We start from the raw sequence: 15,979 nt of genomic DNA on the forward strand, positions 1-15,979 counted from the left end.
CTTAACCGCCTAGAATCTTAACCCTAGCACCGACAACACCATCCAGGGCCGCTTTCACGGCTTGGTAAATGTCTTTGTAAGGCTGTTGGCTTTCCATGCCTACGGTCAGAGCTTGGGCGGCGGTTAGTTCGGCCAGTTCCAGGGTTTTAAGCTGTACCGCCGTCAATAACTCCCGGATTTCGGTTGCCTGCGGCTCTATGACCAGCAGCGCTTTGTAAACCGCCTGGGTGATGTTGGCAAAATACCGGTCGGCGTTCTGGCTGCCTTGGCTGCGGGCATAATCGGCAAACTGTTGAATGGCATCAGTCAAGATCCCGCGACTATCTTTTCCGGACAATCGCGCCACCTGATAGGCCAAGGTTTCACGTTCTTTGGATTGCCGGTTTAGTTGCTGTTCGAGTCGCAAGAATTCATCAACCAAACGCTTTTGACCTTCCCGCGATTTGCGGCCACCAATAAACGGCATGGCTTTTAAACAACCGGCTTTGTTGAGTTCAAAGCAGCGGTATTCCTTGCCGCGTTTTTGGTAATTTCGCGGCACAAATTCGTGCCGTGAGATTGTGCCTGCCACTAAATCATCTAGTGTCCTGAGTACGCTTTTATGCTCTCGTTCAAATTCCTTGGCAATGATTCGACTGTCCACGCTGATTTGATTGGTCGCGCCATGGATAATTAGGCCCAACGTATTGGATGGGGTGTTAGAAATATTTCCTCTCATGCTGCACCGTCCACGCTATCCAGCAAGGCCAGGATATCGGCTTTTTTCCAGGCGGTGGTTCTCTCGCCAAGCTTGACGGGTTTGGGGTATTTGCCGGATTTAACGCCGGCCAGAAAGGTTGAGCGGCCAACCGGCAACAGTGGTTCAATGCCGCGTTTGCGGTCGCCGACGATTTGCCAGATTCGCAGGTAGCCCAAAGCGATGGTTAAGTTTTGGTCGTTAGTTACTAGGTTGGATGTTGCCATATCGTATAAGCCTCCTTTGGCTTTCAGTGGATATAGCTAAGGCATTATGCGCATATATTTAGCCTTTGGAAGGCAGGAAAAACTACAGTTTTTATGCTGGCAAAAATAATAGGGGTTGCTATTACCGGCATCAAAATTATGAAAATCTATGCCACTACGACAACAGCAAAATATTAAAGACTATGGCGATATTGTGCATTTTCAGACATGATTGTTTCTGCAAGGCCTTGCATTGTTTCCTCGCTTATTAGCCATTCGGCTTTGGGCTTTGTCGTACGCCTAAGGCGATCAACAATATCAACGTCATAATTATCACTAAACAGAAGTCTAGCAATTCTGTTCTGTGTTAGTTCTGTTTTAGTTATTTTAGAAACCAGCAACAAATCAAGATAGGGTAGCAACCGCCACTTGAACCATTCATCAAGATTTTTGTTAGTGAACTTTTTTTGAAGATGTCTAATGCCAAATTCTTTCCTATAAGAATCAAGCCACGCTTTAAAGTCGTATAAAATTTGTTCGTCCGATGCTGAAACTTTAATAGTAAGGCTTGCGGTTCTAGGCCTATCAGGTTGGTTCAATTCCGAGTAATAAATTTTTTGGTTTTTCGATGTATTTATTTTGAAAAAATCATTTTCGATACGCTCAAAATCCGGCATTGGATAAACAGAATAAAAGGAAAGAGAGTCAATTTGATCGTATATTTTCAGATTTACATCCGCTATATTATGAACTTTGACACAAAAATCAGTAATATTCCTTCTCCTTAGGATTCGCTCATCACTTAAATCCATGTTTTCAAGTTCTAATATCGGATTTGATTTTATGCGCTCAAAAGGGTCGGCACAATTCACTAGTTTAAAATGCTTAAAAATACTTTTCACATCTTCATATTCAGCATTTTTCAATAGTTCGAAGAAAGTCTTTCGAAATAATATTTGCCAATACCATTCGCGCAAGCCGAAGGATTTAAGTTCATTGTATTTTGATAAGTCAAACCAATCGGTATCAAATTCGTTTGTCAAAGCAACACCCCGTCTTGGTGCAAGCTGTCCGAAAGGATTAACCGGAAACGGGGGACGAATCCCGCTTGTTGCCCCGTCGGGCTATCCGGTTAAATTCGATTATATCAGCGCCTAGCCGTTTTTCCTGAACGCTATCACCTGCGCGCCAGCCTTCAAACCGTCCAGGTAATCCGCCCAGCTTTGCATCATTTTCCGGCGCTCGGGTAAGTGTTGGGCGCGATTGTAGGCCGCTTTAACCCGGTTGCGCTCGGCATGGGCAAGCTGGCGCTCGATCATGTCGGAATGGTAGCCTTGTTCATGCAAAAGGGTGCTGGCAGTGGTGCGGAAGCCGTGGGCGGTGTGTTGGCCTTGATAACCCATGCGCCGGATTGCCGCGCCTATGGATTCGCGGCTGATATGGGGTTCATTTCCTTTTCTGCCTTGGTTGCTGGCGAACACATAACGGCTTGAACCGGTCAGCGGATAAATATCACGTAATAAGGCAATGGCTTGTTTGCTGAGGGGTACGATATGCGCGTCTTTCATTTTCATTTTATCGGCAGCAATGCGCCATTCGGCAGCATCCAGGTCGAATTCTGACCATTCAGCCGCCGCAATGTTGGCAGGTCTGGCAAAGATTAGCGGTTGGAGCTGTAGCGCGGTTCTAACGACAAAATTCCCGCCATAAGCATCAATGTCGCGTAGTAATTCTGCCAATGATTTTGGCTCTGTAATGGCGGGAAAGTGGCCGCGATTAGGCGACGGTAGCGCGCCGCGTAAATCGGCGGTTACATCGCGTTCAGCTCGGCCTGTGGCGATACCGTACCGGATAGCTTGACCGATAAATTGCTTGGTTCTGGCTGCGGTTTCCAGTGCGCCACGATCCACAATGCGGCGTAAGGTTGCTAATACTTCAACGGCGGATAGGTCTTTAAGCGGCCTATTGCCAAGCCATGGAAAAACATCACGCTCGAAACATTGCTCTAAGTGAGCAAAGTGGCTGGCGCTCCATTTCTTGCGGTTGGCTTCCATAAATTCTTTAGCAACGGCGGCCAGGGTGTTTTCGGTACTGCCGGCTTTTTCAATCTTGCGGGTTATGCCTGGGTCTATGTTATTGGCAATTTGCTTCCTGTATTCGTCGCGCTTCTCTCTAGCTTGGCTCAGGCTAATTTCGGGGTAAGTACCAAGTGAAAGGGATTTTTCCTTACCCCCAAATCGATATTTGAAACGCCACCACTTACCCCAACTTTCGCCTTGGGGTTGTACTAACAGGAAAAGTCCTTTCTCATCCGACAGTTTGAAGGGCTTGCCAGTGCTGGCTTTCTCGTTCCTGTGGGCGTTCTTGCATGCAGTGTCCGATAGCATTTGGGGGTAACTCCTACTTGGGGTAAGTCAGTTACCCCTAATGTTACCCCCAGTTACCCCTGAATTTCAATACATCTTGCTGCATGTCACTGGACAATAAAAAACCCGCTAAGTTAGATAACTTGCGGGTTTTTAGTCTTCTTTGCATCTTGGTGGATGCTTAATTGGCGGAGAAAGAGGGATTCGAACCCTCGATACGTTGCCGTATACACACTTTCCAGGCGTGCGCCTTCGACCGCTCGGCCATCTCTCCTAATGTTCAGCTAACGATTGTATAAGTTTCTTGGGCTTAGCGCAATCAGTTGCTTCATTTTGTCTTAAGCAGCAATGTACACATTTTTAGAAAATTTTCCGTTTGTGTTACAGCTTTGTGTTACAAAAATACGTTTCCTAAGTCCACGGAAAATACGAAAAAAGGTTGAGATTTTGACGAGGTTGTGAAGCAGGTTTTGATGATGAAAAATTACTGAATTTGGGAATTGAGATTAGTGATCAGATCCTACAAGTAGAAGTTTCAAGAGTCGTCGGCTTACGACGAGGCTGAAAGTTAATGCAAAGTTATTAACATGAATTCATGTTAGTTTTTCACTTGACATCAAGTGGTATACATTTCATACTTTGCCCACCTTACAGCAAATGGAAAATTAAAATGGCTTTTGAGAGTACAGACCGCACCAAGCCCGTTAAGAGAATAATTAACGGAAAATCTTATAACACTGCGACATCACTGTTGGTGTTCCATACAAAGGGTCAAGATGAACCGATGGATATTTTAGGATGGGGTCTCTACTATCCATCTGAAGCTGAGCTTTATAGAACCCGTCACGGAGCTTTTTTCTTATTAAAAAGAGATCAACACAAAAACTATCATGATGATTTTGGATTTGAAAATGTCATAGAACCCTACACAGATGATGAGGCACTCAAGTGGATGGAGTTAAACTGTCCTGAACAAATTGAAGACTATTTTGGTGAAATGCCAGAAGCAGGTTCATCTGAAGTAAACATATCTCTTAGATTGCCAAAGGTATTGAGTGATAAAGCAAAAAAAATCGCTAAATCAGAAAACCTATCTCTAAATGCGTGGCTTAACTTAGTTATCAGAAATGCTGTTAGTTTAGCAACTAATAATCCAGAGTGATAATTTAATAAGGAATAAATGTGTTAATAACTGACAAATTTGAAAAATACAGAAGTGTAATTGAAAACTCACCACAACTTAACGATAAGTCTAAGCCAATGAAGGAGCTTCTATTATGGGAAGATAGCAAAATGAATCTTGAGTGCTATTACGCTCCTTTTGACTATATAAACGTTGATGCGAAAATCATTTTGGTAGGCATTACACCAGGCGCTACCCAGATGAATAAAGCACTTAATACAGCAAATATTTCTATCAACGAAGAATGATCTTGCCCTGATCTATCGGACACTCGGCTAAGAGAGTAATCTCTAACCCCGAGGAAAATCATGAAAGCCCAAAACGAATCAAAGATCCCCGTTGTCCGCAACAAATATACCGCGCAGTTTAAAGAACAAGCCCTGGAGCGTGCCGACAAGGATGGCATCCCAAAGGCGGCCAAAGATTTAGGGCTCGCCGAATCGATGCTGTACAACTGGCGAGCCAAGCGTCGCCAAACAGGACAGCCCTTCGAAGATCAAAAGCTACAGCAGGCCGAAATGGCGCGGCTTAAACGAGAAAACACCCGCCTGGAAGAGGAAGTCGCCTTTTTAAAAAAGGCGGCAGCGTACTTTGCCAAACAGCCCAAGTGAAGTACGCCATGATCAAAGCTAATGAAGATCAATTCCCTGTGGGACTCATGTGCCGCCTGTTAACGGTCTCACGGAGTGGCTACTACGACTGGAAGTGCAGGCCACTTTCCGATAGAGGCGAAGCGAATAAATGGCTAGCCAATGAGATTAAACGTATTTTTGAGGATGAGAAAGGCCGTCCTGGTTCACCCAGAATTACACAGCGACTACAAGACGAAGGAAAATCAGCAGGCCGACACCGGGTAGCCAGGATCATGCGAAGCCATGGCTGGAGAGCGAAGGCGGCTAAGAAATACAAAGCCACAACGAACAGCAACCACTCGTTACCGGTCGCGAGGGTGTCCTGAATTTTGTGTAAACGGGATTTAATTATCGATTGGGCATCCTGTCTTCAAACTGAATGCTAAACCGATTCAACGCGGCTTTCCAGTCATGCAAAGGCATGGTCCATTTTTTACTGATATTCATCAGGGCCAAATAGAACAATTTCGACAAGGCTTCATCACTGGGAAATGAACCGCGATTCTTGGTGATTTTCCGCAAACTCATGTTGACCGACTCAATGGCATTGGTGGTGTAAATGATGCGGCGTATCTCCGGCGGATAGTCGAAAAAGGGGATGATCCGATCCCAATTGCGTCGCCAAATTTGGGCAATCGGTGGATAGGCATCGTTCCACTGCACCTCGAACTCAGCCAGCTTCTGCTCCGCCTCGGCGACGGTGGCTGACTGGTAAATCTGTTTGAGATCGGCGGCGATCTGTTTGCGCATTTTCCAGCCGACATAGTTGAGGCTGTTGCGGACCAAATGCACGATGCACAGTTGAACGGCTGTGTGTGGATAGACGGTTTCAATCGCTTCGGGAAAGCCTTTCAAGCCATCGACACAGGCGATGAAGATGTCTTGGACGCCGCGGTTCTTGAGGTCGGTGACGACTTGCAACCAAAACTTGGCGCCCTCGGTTTGAGCTATCCATAAGCCCAGCACTTCCTTTTCGCCGTTCATATTGACGCCAATCGCCAGATAAACAGCCTTGACCCGCACTGCACCGGTATCACGCACTTTGACGTGGATGCAGTCGAGATAAACGATGGGGTAAATCGGATCGAGCGGTCGCGATTGCCAGGCTTTCACTTCCTCAATCACGGCGTCCGTCACTGAGGAAATCAAGCTCGACGACACTTCAGTGCCATACAGCTCTTCCAGGTGGCTCTGGATTTCCCTGACCGTCAGCCCTCGGGCATAAAGCGAAATAATCTTGTCGTCAAAGCCCGTCCAACGGGATTGGTGTTTGCCAATGATTTGCGGCTCGAACTGACCATGACGATCACGTGGAATCTCAATCGGCAATGCGCCAAAATCACCTTTCAGCGTTTTACGGCTTTTGCCGTTGCGCGTATTCCCCGTAGCATTACTGACAGACTCATGCTTGCCATGCCCCAGATGTTCGGTCATTTCAGCTTCTAAAGCCCGCTCCACCAGCGCCTTGGTGAGTTGTTTCAGCAGGCCATTTTCGCCCAGCAGGTCTTCCGGTTTTTGATAGCCGGACAATAAGGTATCGATTAGGTCAGTTGGGATAGATTGGGTTTCGGTCATGGTTACTCCTCAAAGTAAGGGCAGTGTCCTGCCTAATGACCGTTTACACAAAAATTCTTACACCCTCCCGGTCGCCCCGAATCGGTTGGAACAAAACTTCACGGCAGACGGCCCCGATCAAAAATGGGTATCGGATATCACCTATATTTGGACGGAAGAAGGTTGGCTGTATTTAGCGGTGGTACTTGAGCTTTATTCACGTCGAGTGATCGGTTGGGCCATTTCCGAACGGATGACGGCAACGTTGGTTTGTGATGCCCTGATCATGGCGTTATGGCGTCACCGAATGCCTAAAGGCGTCATTGTCCATTCGGATCGAGGCAGCCAGTATTGCTCTGCCGCCTACCAGAAGCTTTTCACCAAACACCAATTGATTTGCAGCATGAGCAAGAAAGGCGATTGCTATGACAACGCCGCCATGGAAAGCTGGAACCACAGTTTTAAAGTCGAGGCGATTCATGGCGAACGGTTTTTAACCCGATCAGCCGCCAAGTACCAAGTGTTTGAATATATCGAAGTGTATTACAATCGAAAAAGGCTTCACTCCAAATTAGGCTATATCAGCCCGGAAAATTTTGAAGCTAAAAAAGTCGCTTAGTTGAGTGTCCGTCAAATCCGGGCAAGATCAATCATCTAAATCCCGCACTAATGGGGTAATAAAGTGCTCTGTGTAAACGCCAGCACCATTCCCAACGCTCGCGCCAAAATTATAAGTTGGAATAGCAACCAAATTATTATCAATTGCTATTTGTTTTAACATCGCCTCATGCGTTGGTAAAACATCGTGCAAATCCTTCAAAAATCGATTTACGTTTCTTTTATCAGAGTCTTCAAATGACTTTGACGACGTCACACTGAGAAAAACATCCTGAGCAGTATATTTACATTCATTGTCTAACTTGCCTCTTTCCAAGTCCTTCAGCGTCATCTCTGCTAACGCTCTAAGCGCCTTGTAGCGCTTAGTTTTTGCGTCTTTACCTGTGTAAATCTCAATAAATTTAAGGGCGCACAACGCCGCGTCTTTCAACTGATCTGAATCCATCTGCATACCTACATAAACCGGTTTGTTCCTGTTTGACTCTCAAAGTATAGCCAACAACCTGCTCCAATGCGTTCCGAGCACAACAGATTGGTTGTGTGGAACAAGCCCAATACGGAGGCATTCAATGAGCAATGAAACAAAATATAAAGCAAATGATATTGAATTAAGTTATGGCATGTTAGATGGCGAATTAATACATATTAGTGAAGTCGAAAGCGGATTATCTGAAAACTGTTTATGCCCGAAGTGCGGGAGTTTTTTAGTTGCAAAGAAAGGTGATATTAGAAAGCATCACTTTTCTCATTACAACTTTGAAAACTGTTTAGGAGCACAGGAAACTGCCATTCATTTATTAGCAAAAGAAATATTACTACAAGAAAAATGTGTATGTTTAGTATCTTCCGCAACAACAGATACCTCTAATTTATTACGTTTTGATAAGTTATCTATTGAGGTGCGAGGCCACGGTTTGGTGTTTGATGCTGTTGGTTATGGCGAAGCAGATGATTTGGCAATTGAAATAAAAGTTACACATGAAGTAGATAGCCGTAAAAGAGACATTGTAGTCAATAATGGCATCAGAATGATTGAAATTGATTTGTCAGAATTTCTTTCTTGCGAATTCACCAGAGAAGAGATAAAGCACGCCGTTATAAATTCAGCACCACGATATGTAATTGAAGAAATACAACCTACCATTCAAACAACAGAGGATAAAGACATGATCAACAAAGCGTATATTGCAGGCTTTAAATTAGCTAGTGGCTACTCTCGTAAAAATAACTGTAACTTTGAAAGTAATAAAATATTTATTCTCCAACCTGTAGAGAACAGATCAAGCACAAACTATCAAGTGGCGGCATGTGGTGGTTATGAAATATTGGAACTTAACATCGTTGATAGTCCTGCGCTGATTGAAAAGATTTCAAGCTTTTCATATCCACTAGAGGCAAGACTGACAGTAGAAACAGCATTCCAAAAGACCAAATGCGTCCCAGTTGTTACTGATGTCAATTTGATCTAACTCATTAGACGCTAGCTCGTTTCAGATTGCCTTGAAATGAGCTAGCTTTTATTTGAATCTCGTCTTGATCGTAGTTAAGTAACACAATGTTCTTGTGTTATCCACTGAGGAAGCGCTGTGGACGCGCCTAGCGCAATTTCCTTTGATTTTGCGTAGACATGTAGCGCTGTTTAGCGTGTCGTGTCGGATACACGCTTCTCGTAAGCCCTGAGCGTGTGTAGCGAGTCACTTGTCGCTAGCACTGCTGCTAGCTGTTTGTTGACATTGTCAATGTCGCGCTTAATCAACGCAGATTGCAGTCGCTTGGCGCAGTCTTTCAAAACGTAATAATCGTTCCGCGCTAATTGGCTTAGAAATTTGACGTGTTGAAGGCGTGGATAGCGCAGTAAAAATTGCAGCAAATAATCCGGTGCCGTCTCAAGGGAGGGTGTCCTGAATTTTGTGTAAACGGGATTTAATTATCGATTGTGCATCCTGTCTTCAAACTGAATGCTAAACCGATTCAACGCGGCTTTCCAGTCATGCAAAGGCATGGTCCATTTTTTACTGATATTCATCAGGGCCAAATAGAACAATTTCGACAAGGCTTCATCACTGGGAAATGAACCGCGATTCTTGGTGATTTTCCGCAAACTCATGTTGACCGACTCAATGGCATTGGTGGTGTAAATGATGCGGCGTATCTCCGGCGGATAGTCGAAAAAGGGGATGATCCGATCCCAATGACGTCGCCAAATTTGGGCAATGGGAGGGTAGGCCTCGTTCCACTGCACCTCGAACTCAGCCAGCTTCTGCTCCGCCTTGGCGACGGTGGCTGACTGGTAAATCTGCTTGAGATCGGCGGCGATCTGTTTGCGCATTTTCCAGCCGACATAGTTGAGGCTGTTGCGGACCAAATGCACGATGCACAGTTGAACGGCTGTGTGTGGATAGACGGTTTCAATCGCTTCGGGAAAGCCTTTCAAGCCATCGACACAGGCGATGAAGATGTCTTGGACGCCGCGATTTTTCAGGTCTGTCACCACCTGTAACCAGAACTTGGCACCTTCGGTTTGGGCAATCCATAAGCCCAGCACTTCCTTTTCCCCGCTTAGGTTAATTCCAATCGCCAGATAAACGGCCTTGACCCGCACCGCACCGGTATCGCGCACTTTGACGTGGATGCAATCGAGATAAACGATGGGGTAAACCGGGTCGAGCGGTCGCGTTTGCCAGGCTTTCACTTCCTCAATCACGGCGTCCGTCACTGAGGAAATCAAGCTAGACGACACTTCAGTGCCATACAGCTCTTCCAGATGGCTCTGGATTTCCCTGACCGTCAGCCCTCGGGCATAAAGCGAAATAATCTTGTCGTCAAAGCCCGTCCAACGGGATTGGTGTTTGCCAATGATTTGCGGCTCGAACTGACCATGACGATCACGTGGAATCTCAATCGGCAATGCGCCAAAATCACCTTTCAGCGTTTTACGGCTTTTGCCGTTGCGCGTATTCCCCGTAGCATTACTGACAGACTCATGCTTGCCATGCCCCAGATGTTCGGTCATTTCAGCTTCTAAAGCCCGCTCCACCAGCGCCTTGGTGAGTTGTTTCAGCAGGCCATTTTCGCCCAGCAGGTCTTCCGGTTTTTGATAGCCGGACAATAAGGTATCGATTAGGTCGGTTGGGATCGATTTGGGTAAGGTCATAGTTACTCCTCAAAGTAAGGGCAGTTTCCTGCCTAATGACCGTTTACACAAAAATTCTTACACCCTCAGAACTGATCTGGCGTTTTATTGCTAGCACCGCGTGTTTTTGGATACGTGGCGAGGATGGGGAGCCATCCATCAACATTAAACTTGTACGTCTGCTTTGGAGTGAGTTGCTTGCCTTCGCAAACAATGGCAGCTTTGATTTTCAAGAATTAACTGACAAGACTGAAGTAATCAAGCAGGCAATCGCTGCGGATGTCAGCGATCAAAAGTTACAAACATTTTATAAGGCTTGGCTTGATCTGTGGACGACTGGTGAAACAAGTAATAGTTAAGATTGCGGTGCAACAAAAAAATCCCCAAAGTTAAACCGTTCAATAGTCGCTTGTTTTTCAGCAATATTGTCGGTGATGCCTTAGGATTCAGCAGTAATTAAATATTTTTGTTATTATTTTAATTGAAGTTTACGGTAATGATGGTTTTTAACTTTAATTACATGCAGCCTATATAGAGAGTCATTAATGGAACTAATTGAGTATATTCAATCTTTTTTTGGCAAAGAACAAAAGGATGTGGGCCTTTCTGGATCTTTGAGTTTGCAAACTGCTCGGTTAAAGAAAATATTATTGGGGTTTTCATTTTCTGCAGTTTTAGGATTGGCATATCCAATATATAATTTTTATGTCAACATTACCGACATTAAAAGCCATTTTTCAATTACTTTACAGTCTGTGCCAGATATTCTATATCCCATTGGATTAGAAAAAGACTCCTTTGAAAAGAGATTATCATTTGAGCTACAGGCGCTCTCTGAAAATATGACTATCCCAGGCATACTCCCCGGCCAACCTAAAGTTCTTACCACCTTACAAAATATAGATGCTAATGTGAACATAGAAGTTGTAGGTAAGCAATTTTCAATGCAACCGCTAATATCAAAAATTCGCCAATACTTAAAAAGAGAAGATATTAAAATAGATATTTACTTGGTATTGAATGGGCGTGATATTGTAATTACTCTAATATCGGAGCGAGTGGGTGAAAAAAAACAGAGAAAGGATGTTTTCTCCCTAGATAATAATGATATTTCTGACATTCCAAGTTATATAGCAAATATAGTGTTAGAAATTGTAACACCGATTTATTTTATATCTAATATAGGTCGTGACTTTCCATTTTGCCTGCCAGATTGTAAAGATAAGATATATGAGCTTATTTATTATTCACATTTAACTACAGTATCTCCTCCAAATTGGGATAATGAAATAGGAAAGCTTGCATGGGTGCAGTTTGAGTATATTCGGAGAACTAATAAAAGGGAAATTTCTAAGTTTGATTTAGATGAGTTAATGCCTAAAGTAAAGGAAGCGGCTAATTCAAGTGAAGATTATGAGCTAAAAATGCAGGCGGCGCTTCTTGCGCATCTTCTCGGTGACGGTGACATTTCAAATAAGTTAGCAGAATCCTCAATTGATAGATTTGTCAATAGTCATTATTTTAACAAGAGATCTGATAATAAACCTTGTGATTATGATCCAGTTGAATTGGCTTTTGATGCTAAGGTTCAATTTAGCATTCTATGCACAACATACAAATATATTCACAGTATAAATCAACTAAAAATACCAAAAGTTCATCAATATGCAGCTCATATGTCAACTATTAGAATTATAAATTGGACTAAGGGAGATCCAAGGGTTGAATCGTGGGCAGGTATACTTTGGAAAAAGATAGATCCAATCTGGAGTGATTCAATATTAAAGAATGCAGCGATACATGATAATGGACTCTCAGGTCCGCTAACATATGGGATTTTTCTGCAGGGGAATAAAAGATATACAGAGGCTTTTAAAAATTTCCGTTCGGCACTGCTCAATGTAGTATCACTAGGAACGGATGTTGATTTTCTATTATCTCAAATAGAGGCTCTTACGGATACTACTGGTTTTTTTTATCAAAGAGATTTAACTCGGCAATGTATTCAAGAAACTGACAGCAATCAAGCTATTTGTATACAAATGTTAGCGGAAGCTCTTGAAAACATACAAGTTAATCAAGTTAATCAAGTTAATACAAAAAATATTCATCATAAAAAGAAACGAGCTAAAAACAAGAAAAATCACAAGCTATGCACATAGCTCTCTAGTAAATATCCATATATATTACTGATTTTTCATCCTGTATTAAATGCCTATTTGGTGGTTAAAAATAGGCGACATTTAGTTGGTTTCGTTAACTAAGGTAACAGTATATTTCTCTAAATTAGCTTTCAGTTTGTCGTAGGCATAACAAAAAAATCCCCAAAGTTAAACCGTTCAATAGTCGCTTGCTTCTCAACAATATTGTCGGTGATCGCTTGCGTCCAGTAACCTTTGGCGACAGGTGATATTTTGCCGAGTCCATCCACCACATCGGTTTCATGACCAGTAATCGCAAACGTACCGGCAATTTTGTGTTGTATGCCGTAGGTGATGAAAGTATGTCGGAAACAATGAAAACCGCTTAAGCGCGCACCTTCGGTTTTATCTCTGAGGCCAATGCTGCCAAGATACCGAATAAACCACTTTGACACTCGGGCGGATGCTTTGCCATGATTGGGTTTCCAGGCTGGAAATAGATGCTTGTCGTTTTGGCCTTTTATACGTTCAACGTAATCTAAAAAGCCCAAGGCAATTAGCTTGGAGTGAATCGGTACGATCCGATGTGACGAATGGGTTTTAATACTTTTGGAGACACCATCAGCTGCTTCGCTTTCGTCTGTGAAGTGAAAATACCAGATGCTGGTTGCTTGATCCTGTTGGATGTCGGTAAATGGGTTGAGCTGACATACTTCGTTAATTCGGGCACCTGTAAATAGACCAATCAACGGCAACCAACAATAATGGGCTTTATTGGGATCGGCGGCGTATTTGCGCATCAATGAGTGAGTAAACAGCAATTTAATCTCGTCTTGGGTTAAAGCGCGTTGCTTGTTAATGCCGTGCGAACGATCACCACGATAGACTGCTCCATGAACGCTTAGACTTGGAAATCCTTGGTCTTTGTAATGTACATAGGCCCAATTCAGTAACAAACTAGCGCTAGCGCGATAGGTGCTCTTAAACGTACCTTCTGCGATACAACGGCCAGAGTGGGTGGCTATAATCCTTTTAATGGACAGTCCGCGAAATATTTTTGCATCATGTCTGATTGGCAGCTTTTGTACCAGATCAAAGTAGTTGTTTATATCTGCTTGCAGGATGGTATTGATGGGCTTATCACCAACCAATTCAATCAATATTGGTAAGGTGGATTTTAGCTTGGTCAGTGTGGCTTTATTCTTCGGGTCGTAACGCCGTATAAAGTCAGCAACGACAACAGAAAGCAACGGTGCTTTAGGCTGTTTAGGGATGGGTGGAGCAAAGGTGATGGTGGTAATGGCGCGTTGTTCAGGGACTTGAGCAATCAACGCTGACATGCTGATCTCAGTGCTTCTACCTGATTTTAGATCGTATAGTGCTGCTGCAAAGTTTGCTGCGAGTTGAAGTGCGAGAGGTGTAGCTTCGTGACGATTTTCGGTTTTTAAGCTCCGGACAATTTCCTTTGCTTGAAGGGGTTCTTGAAGCTCAATGGGTATGCGAATTCTAAAGTAGTAGACGTTATTTCGTCTAAACAAGTAGGGAATTTTCCCCACAAAAACTAACCTTATTGTGTTGCAGAAATGCTTAACAGATTATGAAGCGCTTGGCAAGAAAAACTTGAAAGCTATTTATAATCAATAGCTTAAAATTGTTAAGAGAGAAGCCTTCTTGAGCCCTCGATACGTTGCCGTATACACACTTTCCAGGCGTGCGCCTTCGACCGCTCGGCCATCTCTCCTAATGTTCAGCTGACAATTGTATTAGTTTCTTGGACTTAGCGCAATCAGTTGCTTGGTTTTGTCTTAAACTTAAGTGCGCTAACTTTCGGCAAAAAATCGCATTGTGTTACAGCTTTGTGTAACAAAAATACGTTTCCTAAGTCTCTGAAAATATGGACAAATGTTGACTGTTGACTGTTGACTGTTGACTGTTGACTGAGGCTGTGCGATGGGATTTTGTGATGGAAAATGACTTAGCTTGAGAGCTGATATTGCTCATGACGCCAGTGCAATATCTGATTTCATAGCTCAAAAAGACTTTCAACGTTATGTAAAGCGCGTTAAAAATATGCCTGTAATTGCGCTCATTTTTGTAACACAGATTTGTTGGATGACAACCTTGATGTGGTCCTATAATCAAGAAATGCAAGTATCGCAGCGAAAATCGTTATTTGACCCAATAGCTTGAATAAATAGCGTCTGACCGATGCAAAACAGAAGATGCTAAGATTAGTGCCTATCTACATGCTTGAATCTTTTAAGCAAAAATATACAGGTGGCGGATTCAAAACCGAAGTGCAACACCACGCTATTAATGAATGAGATTTGACGGTTGTGAGCTGTTCAGCAGTAATTCCCTGTAGACAGCAAGCGGGCAGCGTACCCCAAGACCTTTTCGAGGGCGAGCGTTAATTTGATCGGCAATCGTATCCAGTTGTTGCTGGGTGTAGCCTGATAGATCGGTGCCCTTAGGTAAATACTGACGGATCAAGCCGTTCATATTTTCGTTGGAGCCGCGCTGCCAAGGGCTATGGGGATCGCAGAAGTACACGGCAATGCCGGTATTCGCAGTTAACTGCTTGTGTAAAGCCATCTCGCGGCCTTGGTCATAGGTCATGCTCAACCGCATTGGTTGAGCAATGCGGTTGAGCAATGCGGTTGAGCATGTCGGTAAAGGCTTGCAGCACGTTAGCGGCACTGGCAGGCTGCGGATGGGGTAGTTTGATCAACATTAGCAAGCGACTGGTCCGCTCCACCAAGGTACCCACCGCACTGGCGTTGGCCGCGCCTTTGATGAGGTCGCCTTCCCAATGTCCCGGAAACTGGCGATCTTCGATGTCGGGTGGTCTTAGATGGATGCTGAGCATGTCGGGTATCTGGCCGCGACGGTCTTGTCCTTTGCTGCGGGGGACACGTCTGTTTTTAGCCTGGCGCAGGCAGGCAATCAGGTCACGTTTTAGTTCGCCGACCGGTTGCGCATAGATGCAGTTGTAAATGGTTTCGTGTGACACGCGATACTCATGGCCTTTGGGATAAAGCTGTGCCAGCACCAGTGCGATCTGCTCCGGCGACCAGCGAAGTTGCAGAAAATACTGGACGACGCCAAACAGCAGTCCCTCAGCATGCAGCTTCTCTCGTGGACGCGATTGACGCCGACGACGTTGACAGGTTTGCTGTGCCTGGACACTGATGTAATGATCGCCCGCACCATTACGACGAAGCTCTCGGCTAATGGTACTGGCGGACCGTTGCAGAACCCGTGCTATCGCCCGAAGACTGTAGTTTTGTTGCTTCAGGCTGCTGATCGTGATGCGATCTTCAGGCTGAAGCTGTTGATAATGTTTTGAGGTGGATTTCATGTGCATACCTTACTGGTGTTTGGGGTGTTGCACTTCGGTTTTGAATCCG

15 protein-coding genes, 1 tRNA gene and 2 pseudogenes are annotated in these 15,979 nt (G+C 44.3%); 8 read left to right on the forward strand and 10 right to left on the reverse strand.

Annotated elements, in window-relative coordinates; genetic code table 11:
- Position 1 precedes the first annotated feature (1 nt).
- The 5 genes from ACH50O_RS03045 to ACH50O_RS03065 all read right to left on the reverse strand — a co-directional run bounded on the left by ACH50O_RS03045 (position 2) and on the right by ACH50O_RS03065 (position 3,582).
- On the reverse strand, positions 2–718 hold the full coding sequence (locus tag ACH50O_RS03045) for a Rha family transcriptional regulator (RefSeq protein WP_446810580.1): 717 nt from the start codon (positions 716–718) through the stop codon (positions 2–4).
- Positions 715–963, reverse strand: a complete 249-nt coding sequence (locus tag ACH50O_RS03050) for a helix-turn-helix transcriptional regulator (RefSeq protein WP_446810581.1) — start codon at positions 961–963, stop codon at positions 715–717. Before ACH50O_RS03050 ends, ACH50O_RS03045 begins: the two co-directional genes overlap by 4 nt.
- 173 nt (positions 964–1,136) lie before the next feature.
- Entirely contained in the window at positions 1,137–1,985 is an 849-nt protein-coding gene (locus tag ACH50O_RS03055; protein WP_446810582.1) for a DUF6387 family protein, read from the reverse strand.
- Positions 1,986–2,096: 111 nt separating this feature from the next.
- Positions 2,097–3,329, reverse strand: coding sequence for a tyrosine-type recombinase/integrase (locus tag ACH50O_RS03060; RefSeq protein WP_446810583.1), 1,233 nt, complete (start codon positions 3,327–3,329; stop codon positions 2,097–2,099).
- Positions 3,330–3,494: 165 nt separating this feature from the next.
- Positions 3,495–3,582, reverse strand: a tRNA-Ser gene (locus ACH50O_RS03065).
- Between the two features lie 396 nt (positions 3,583–3,978).
- On the opposite strand from ACH50O_RS03065, the gene ACH50O_RS03070 reads away from it, so the two are divergent.
- From ACH50O_RS03070 to ACH50O_RS03085, 4 genes are read left to right on the forward strand one after another with little or no spacing between them, the layout of a single operon-like run.
- A complete protein-coding gene (locus tag ACH50O_RS03070; RefSeq protein ID WP_446810584.1) occupies positions 3,979–4,470 on the forward strand; it encodes a hypothetical protein in 492 nt (163 codons plus the stop codon).
- Positions 4,471–4,490: 20 nt separating this feature from the next.
- Positions 4,491–4,739 carry a hypothetical protein gene (locus ACH50O_RS03075; protein WP_446810585.1) on the forward strand — a complete coding sequence of 83 codons (249 nt, stop codon included), beginning with the start codon at positions 4,491–4,493 and terminating at the stop codon, positions 4,737–4,739.
- Positions 4,740–4,799: 60 nt separating this feature from the next.
- Entirely contained in the window at positions 4,800–5,102 is a 303-nt protein-coding gene (locus ACH50O_RS03080; RefSeq protein ID WP_446810586.1) for a transposase, read from the forward strand.
- An 8-nt stretch (positions 5,103–5,110) separates the two neighbouring features.
- Positions 5,111–5,449 (forward strand): IS3 family transposase, encoded by a 339-nt coding sequence (locus ACH50O_RS03085; protein ID WP_446810587.1) that lies wholly within the window; start codon positions 5,111–5,113, stop codon positions 5,447–5,449.
- Between the two features lie 22 nt (positions 5,450–5,471).
- On the opposite strand, the gene ACH50O_RS03090 is transcribed toward ACH50O_RS03085, so the two are convergent.
- Positions 5,472–6,698: an IS256 family transposase gene (locus ACH50O_RS03090; RefSeq protein ID WP_446808924.1), complete on the reverse strand. Its 1,227-nt coding sequence runs from the start codon at positions 6,696–6,698 to the stop codon at positions 5,472–5,474.
- Positions 6,699–6,750: 52 nt separating this feature from the next.
- Here ACH50O_RS03090 and ACH50O_RS03095 point away from each other — a divergent pair.
- Positions 6,751–7,296: pseudogene (locus ACH50O_RS03095) on the forward strand (IS3 family transposase); the annotation flags it as partial.
- Positions 7,297–7,323: 27 nt separating this feature from the next.
- On the opposite strand, the gene ACH50O_RS03100 reads toward ACH50O_RS03095, so the two are convergent.
- Positions 7,324–7,740: a hypothetical protein gene (locus ACH50O_RS03100; RefSeq protein WP_446810588.1), complete on the reverse strand. Its 417-nt coding sequence runs from the start codon at positions 7,738–7,740 to the stop codon at positions 7,324–7,326.
- Between the two features lie 124 nt (positions 7,741–7,864).
- Here ACH50O_RS03100 and ACH50O_RS03105 point away from each other — a divergent pair, with 124 nt between their 5' ends.
- Positions 7,865–8,764 (forward strand): competence protein CoiA family protein, encoded by a 900-nt coding sequence (locus ACH50O_RS03105; RefSeq protein ID WP_446810589.1) that lies wholly within the window; start codon positions 7,865–7,867, stop codon positions 8,762–8,764.
- A gap of 458 nt (positions 8,765–9,222) precedes the next feature.
- Here ACH50O_RS03105 and ACH50O_RS03110 read toward each other — a convergent pair whose 3' ends face one another.
- Positions 9,223–10,449, reverse strand: coding sequence for an IS256 family transposase (locus ACH50O_RS03110; RefSeq protein ID WP_446809210.1), 1,227 nt, complete (start codon positions 10,447–10,449; stop codon positions 9,223–9,225).
- Positions 10,450–10,484: 35 nt separating this feature from the next.
- Here ACH50O_RS03110 and ACH50O_RS03115 point away from each other — a divergent pair, with 35 nt between their 5' ends.
- Both ACH50O_RS03115 and ACH50O_RS03120 read left to right on the forward strand, forming a co-directional pair.
- Positions 10,485–10,787: a hypothetical protein gene (locus tag ACH50O_RS03115; RefSeq protein ID WP_446810590.1), complete on the forward strand. Its 303-nt coding sequence runs from the start codon at positions 10,485–10,487 to the stop codon at positions 10,785–10,787.
- 186 nt (positions 10,788–10,973) lie between these two features.
- Complete coding sequence (locus ACH50O_RS03120) at positions 10,974–12,590, forward strand: hypothetical protein (RefSeq protein ID WP_446810591.1); 1,617 nt, start codon at positions 10,974–10,976, stop codon at positions 12,588–12,590.
- A 131-nt stretch (positions 12,591–12,721) separates the two neighbouring features.
- On the opposite strand, the gene ACH50O_RS03125 is transcribed toward ACH50O_RS03120, so the two are convergent.
- The gene (locus tag ACH50O_RS03125; RefSeq protein WP_446810592.1) at positions 12,722–14,125 is read right to left on the reverse strand and encodes a DUF6538 domain-containing protein; all 1,404 of its coding nucleotides are present in this window, start codon (positions 14,123–14,125) and stop codon (positions 12,722–12,724) included.
- Between the two features lie 757 nt (positions 14,126–14,882).
- Positions 14,883–15,930: pseudogene (locus ACH50O_RS03130) on the reverse strand (IS30 family transposase).
- Positions 15,931–15,979 lie beyond the last annotated feature (49 nt).

The sequence above is a fragment of the Methylomonas sp. 2BW1-5-20 genome, from assembly GCF_052474515.1.

What these genes read in the sequence shown, in the direction of transcription:
- ACH50O_RS03045 (WP_446810580.1), bottom strand. Translation starts at nt 718, where the DNA reads ATGAGAGGAAATATTTCTAACACCCCATCCAATACGTTGGGCCTAATT.
- ACH50O_RS03050 (WP_446810581.1), bottom strand. Translation starts at nt 963, where the DNA reads ATGGCAACATCCAACCTAGTAACTAACGACCAAAACTTAACCATCGCT.
- ACH50O_RS03060 (WP_446810583.1), bottom strand. Translation starts at nt 3,329, where the DNA reads ATGCTATCGGACACTGCATGCAAGAACGCCCACAGGAACGAGAAAGCC.
- ACH50O_RS03070 (WP_446810584.1), top strand. Translation starts at nt 3,979, where the DNA reads ATGGCTTTTGAGAGTACAGACCGCACCAAGCCCGTTAAGAGAATAATT.
- ACH50O_RS03080 (WP_446810586.1), top strand. Translation starts at nt 4,800, where the DNA reads ATGAAAGCCCAAAACGAATCAAAGATCCCCGTTGTCCGCAACAAATAT.
- ACH50O_RS03085 (WP_446810587.1), top strand. Translation starts at nt 5,111, where the DNA reads ATGATCAAAGCTAATGAAGATCAATTCCCTGTGGGACTCATGTGCCGC.
- ACH50O_RS03090 (WP_446808924.1), bottom strand. Translation starts at nt 6,698, where the DNA reads ATGACCGAAACCCAATCTATCCCAACTGACCTAATCGATACCTTATTG.
- ACH50O_RS03100 (WP_446810588.1), bottom strand. Translation starts at nt 7,740, where the DNA reads ATGGATTCAGATCAGTTGAAAGACGCGGCGTTGTGCGCCCTTAAATTT.
- ACH50O_RS03105 (WP_446810589.1), top strand. Translation starts at nt 7,865, where the DNA reads ATGAGCAATGAAACAAAATATAAAGCAAATGATATTGAATTAAGTTAT.
- ACH50O_RS03110 (WP_446809210.1), bottom strand. Translation starts at nt 10,449, where the DNA reads ATGACCTTACCCAAATCGATCCCAACCGACCTAATCGATACCTTATTG.
- ACH50O_RS03115 (WP_446810590.1), top strand. Translation starts at nt 10,485, where the DNA reads ATGACCGTTTACACAAAAATTCTTACACCCTCAGAACTGATCTGGCGT.
- ACH50O_RS03120 (WP_446810591.1), top strand. Translation starts at nt 10,974, where the DNA reads ATGGAACTAATTGAGTATATTCAATCTTTTTTTGGCAAAGAACAAAAG.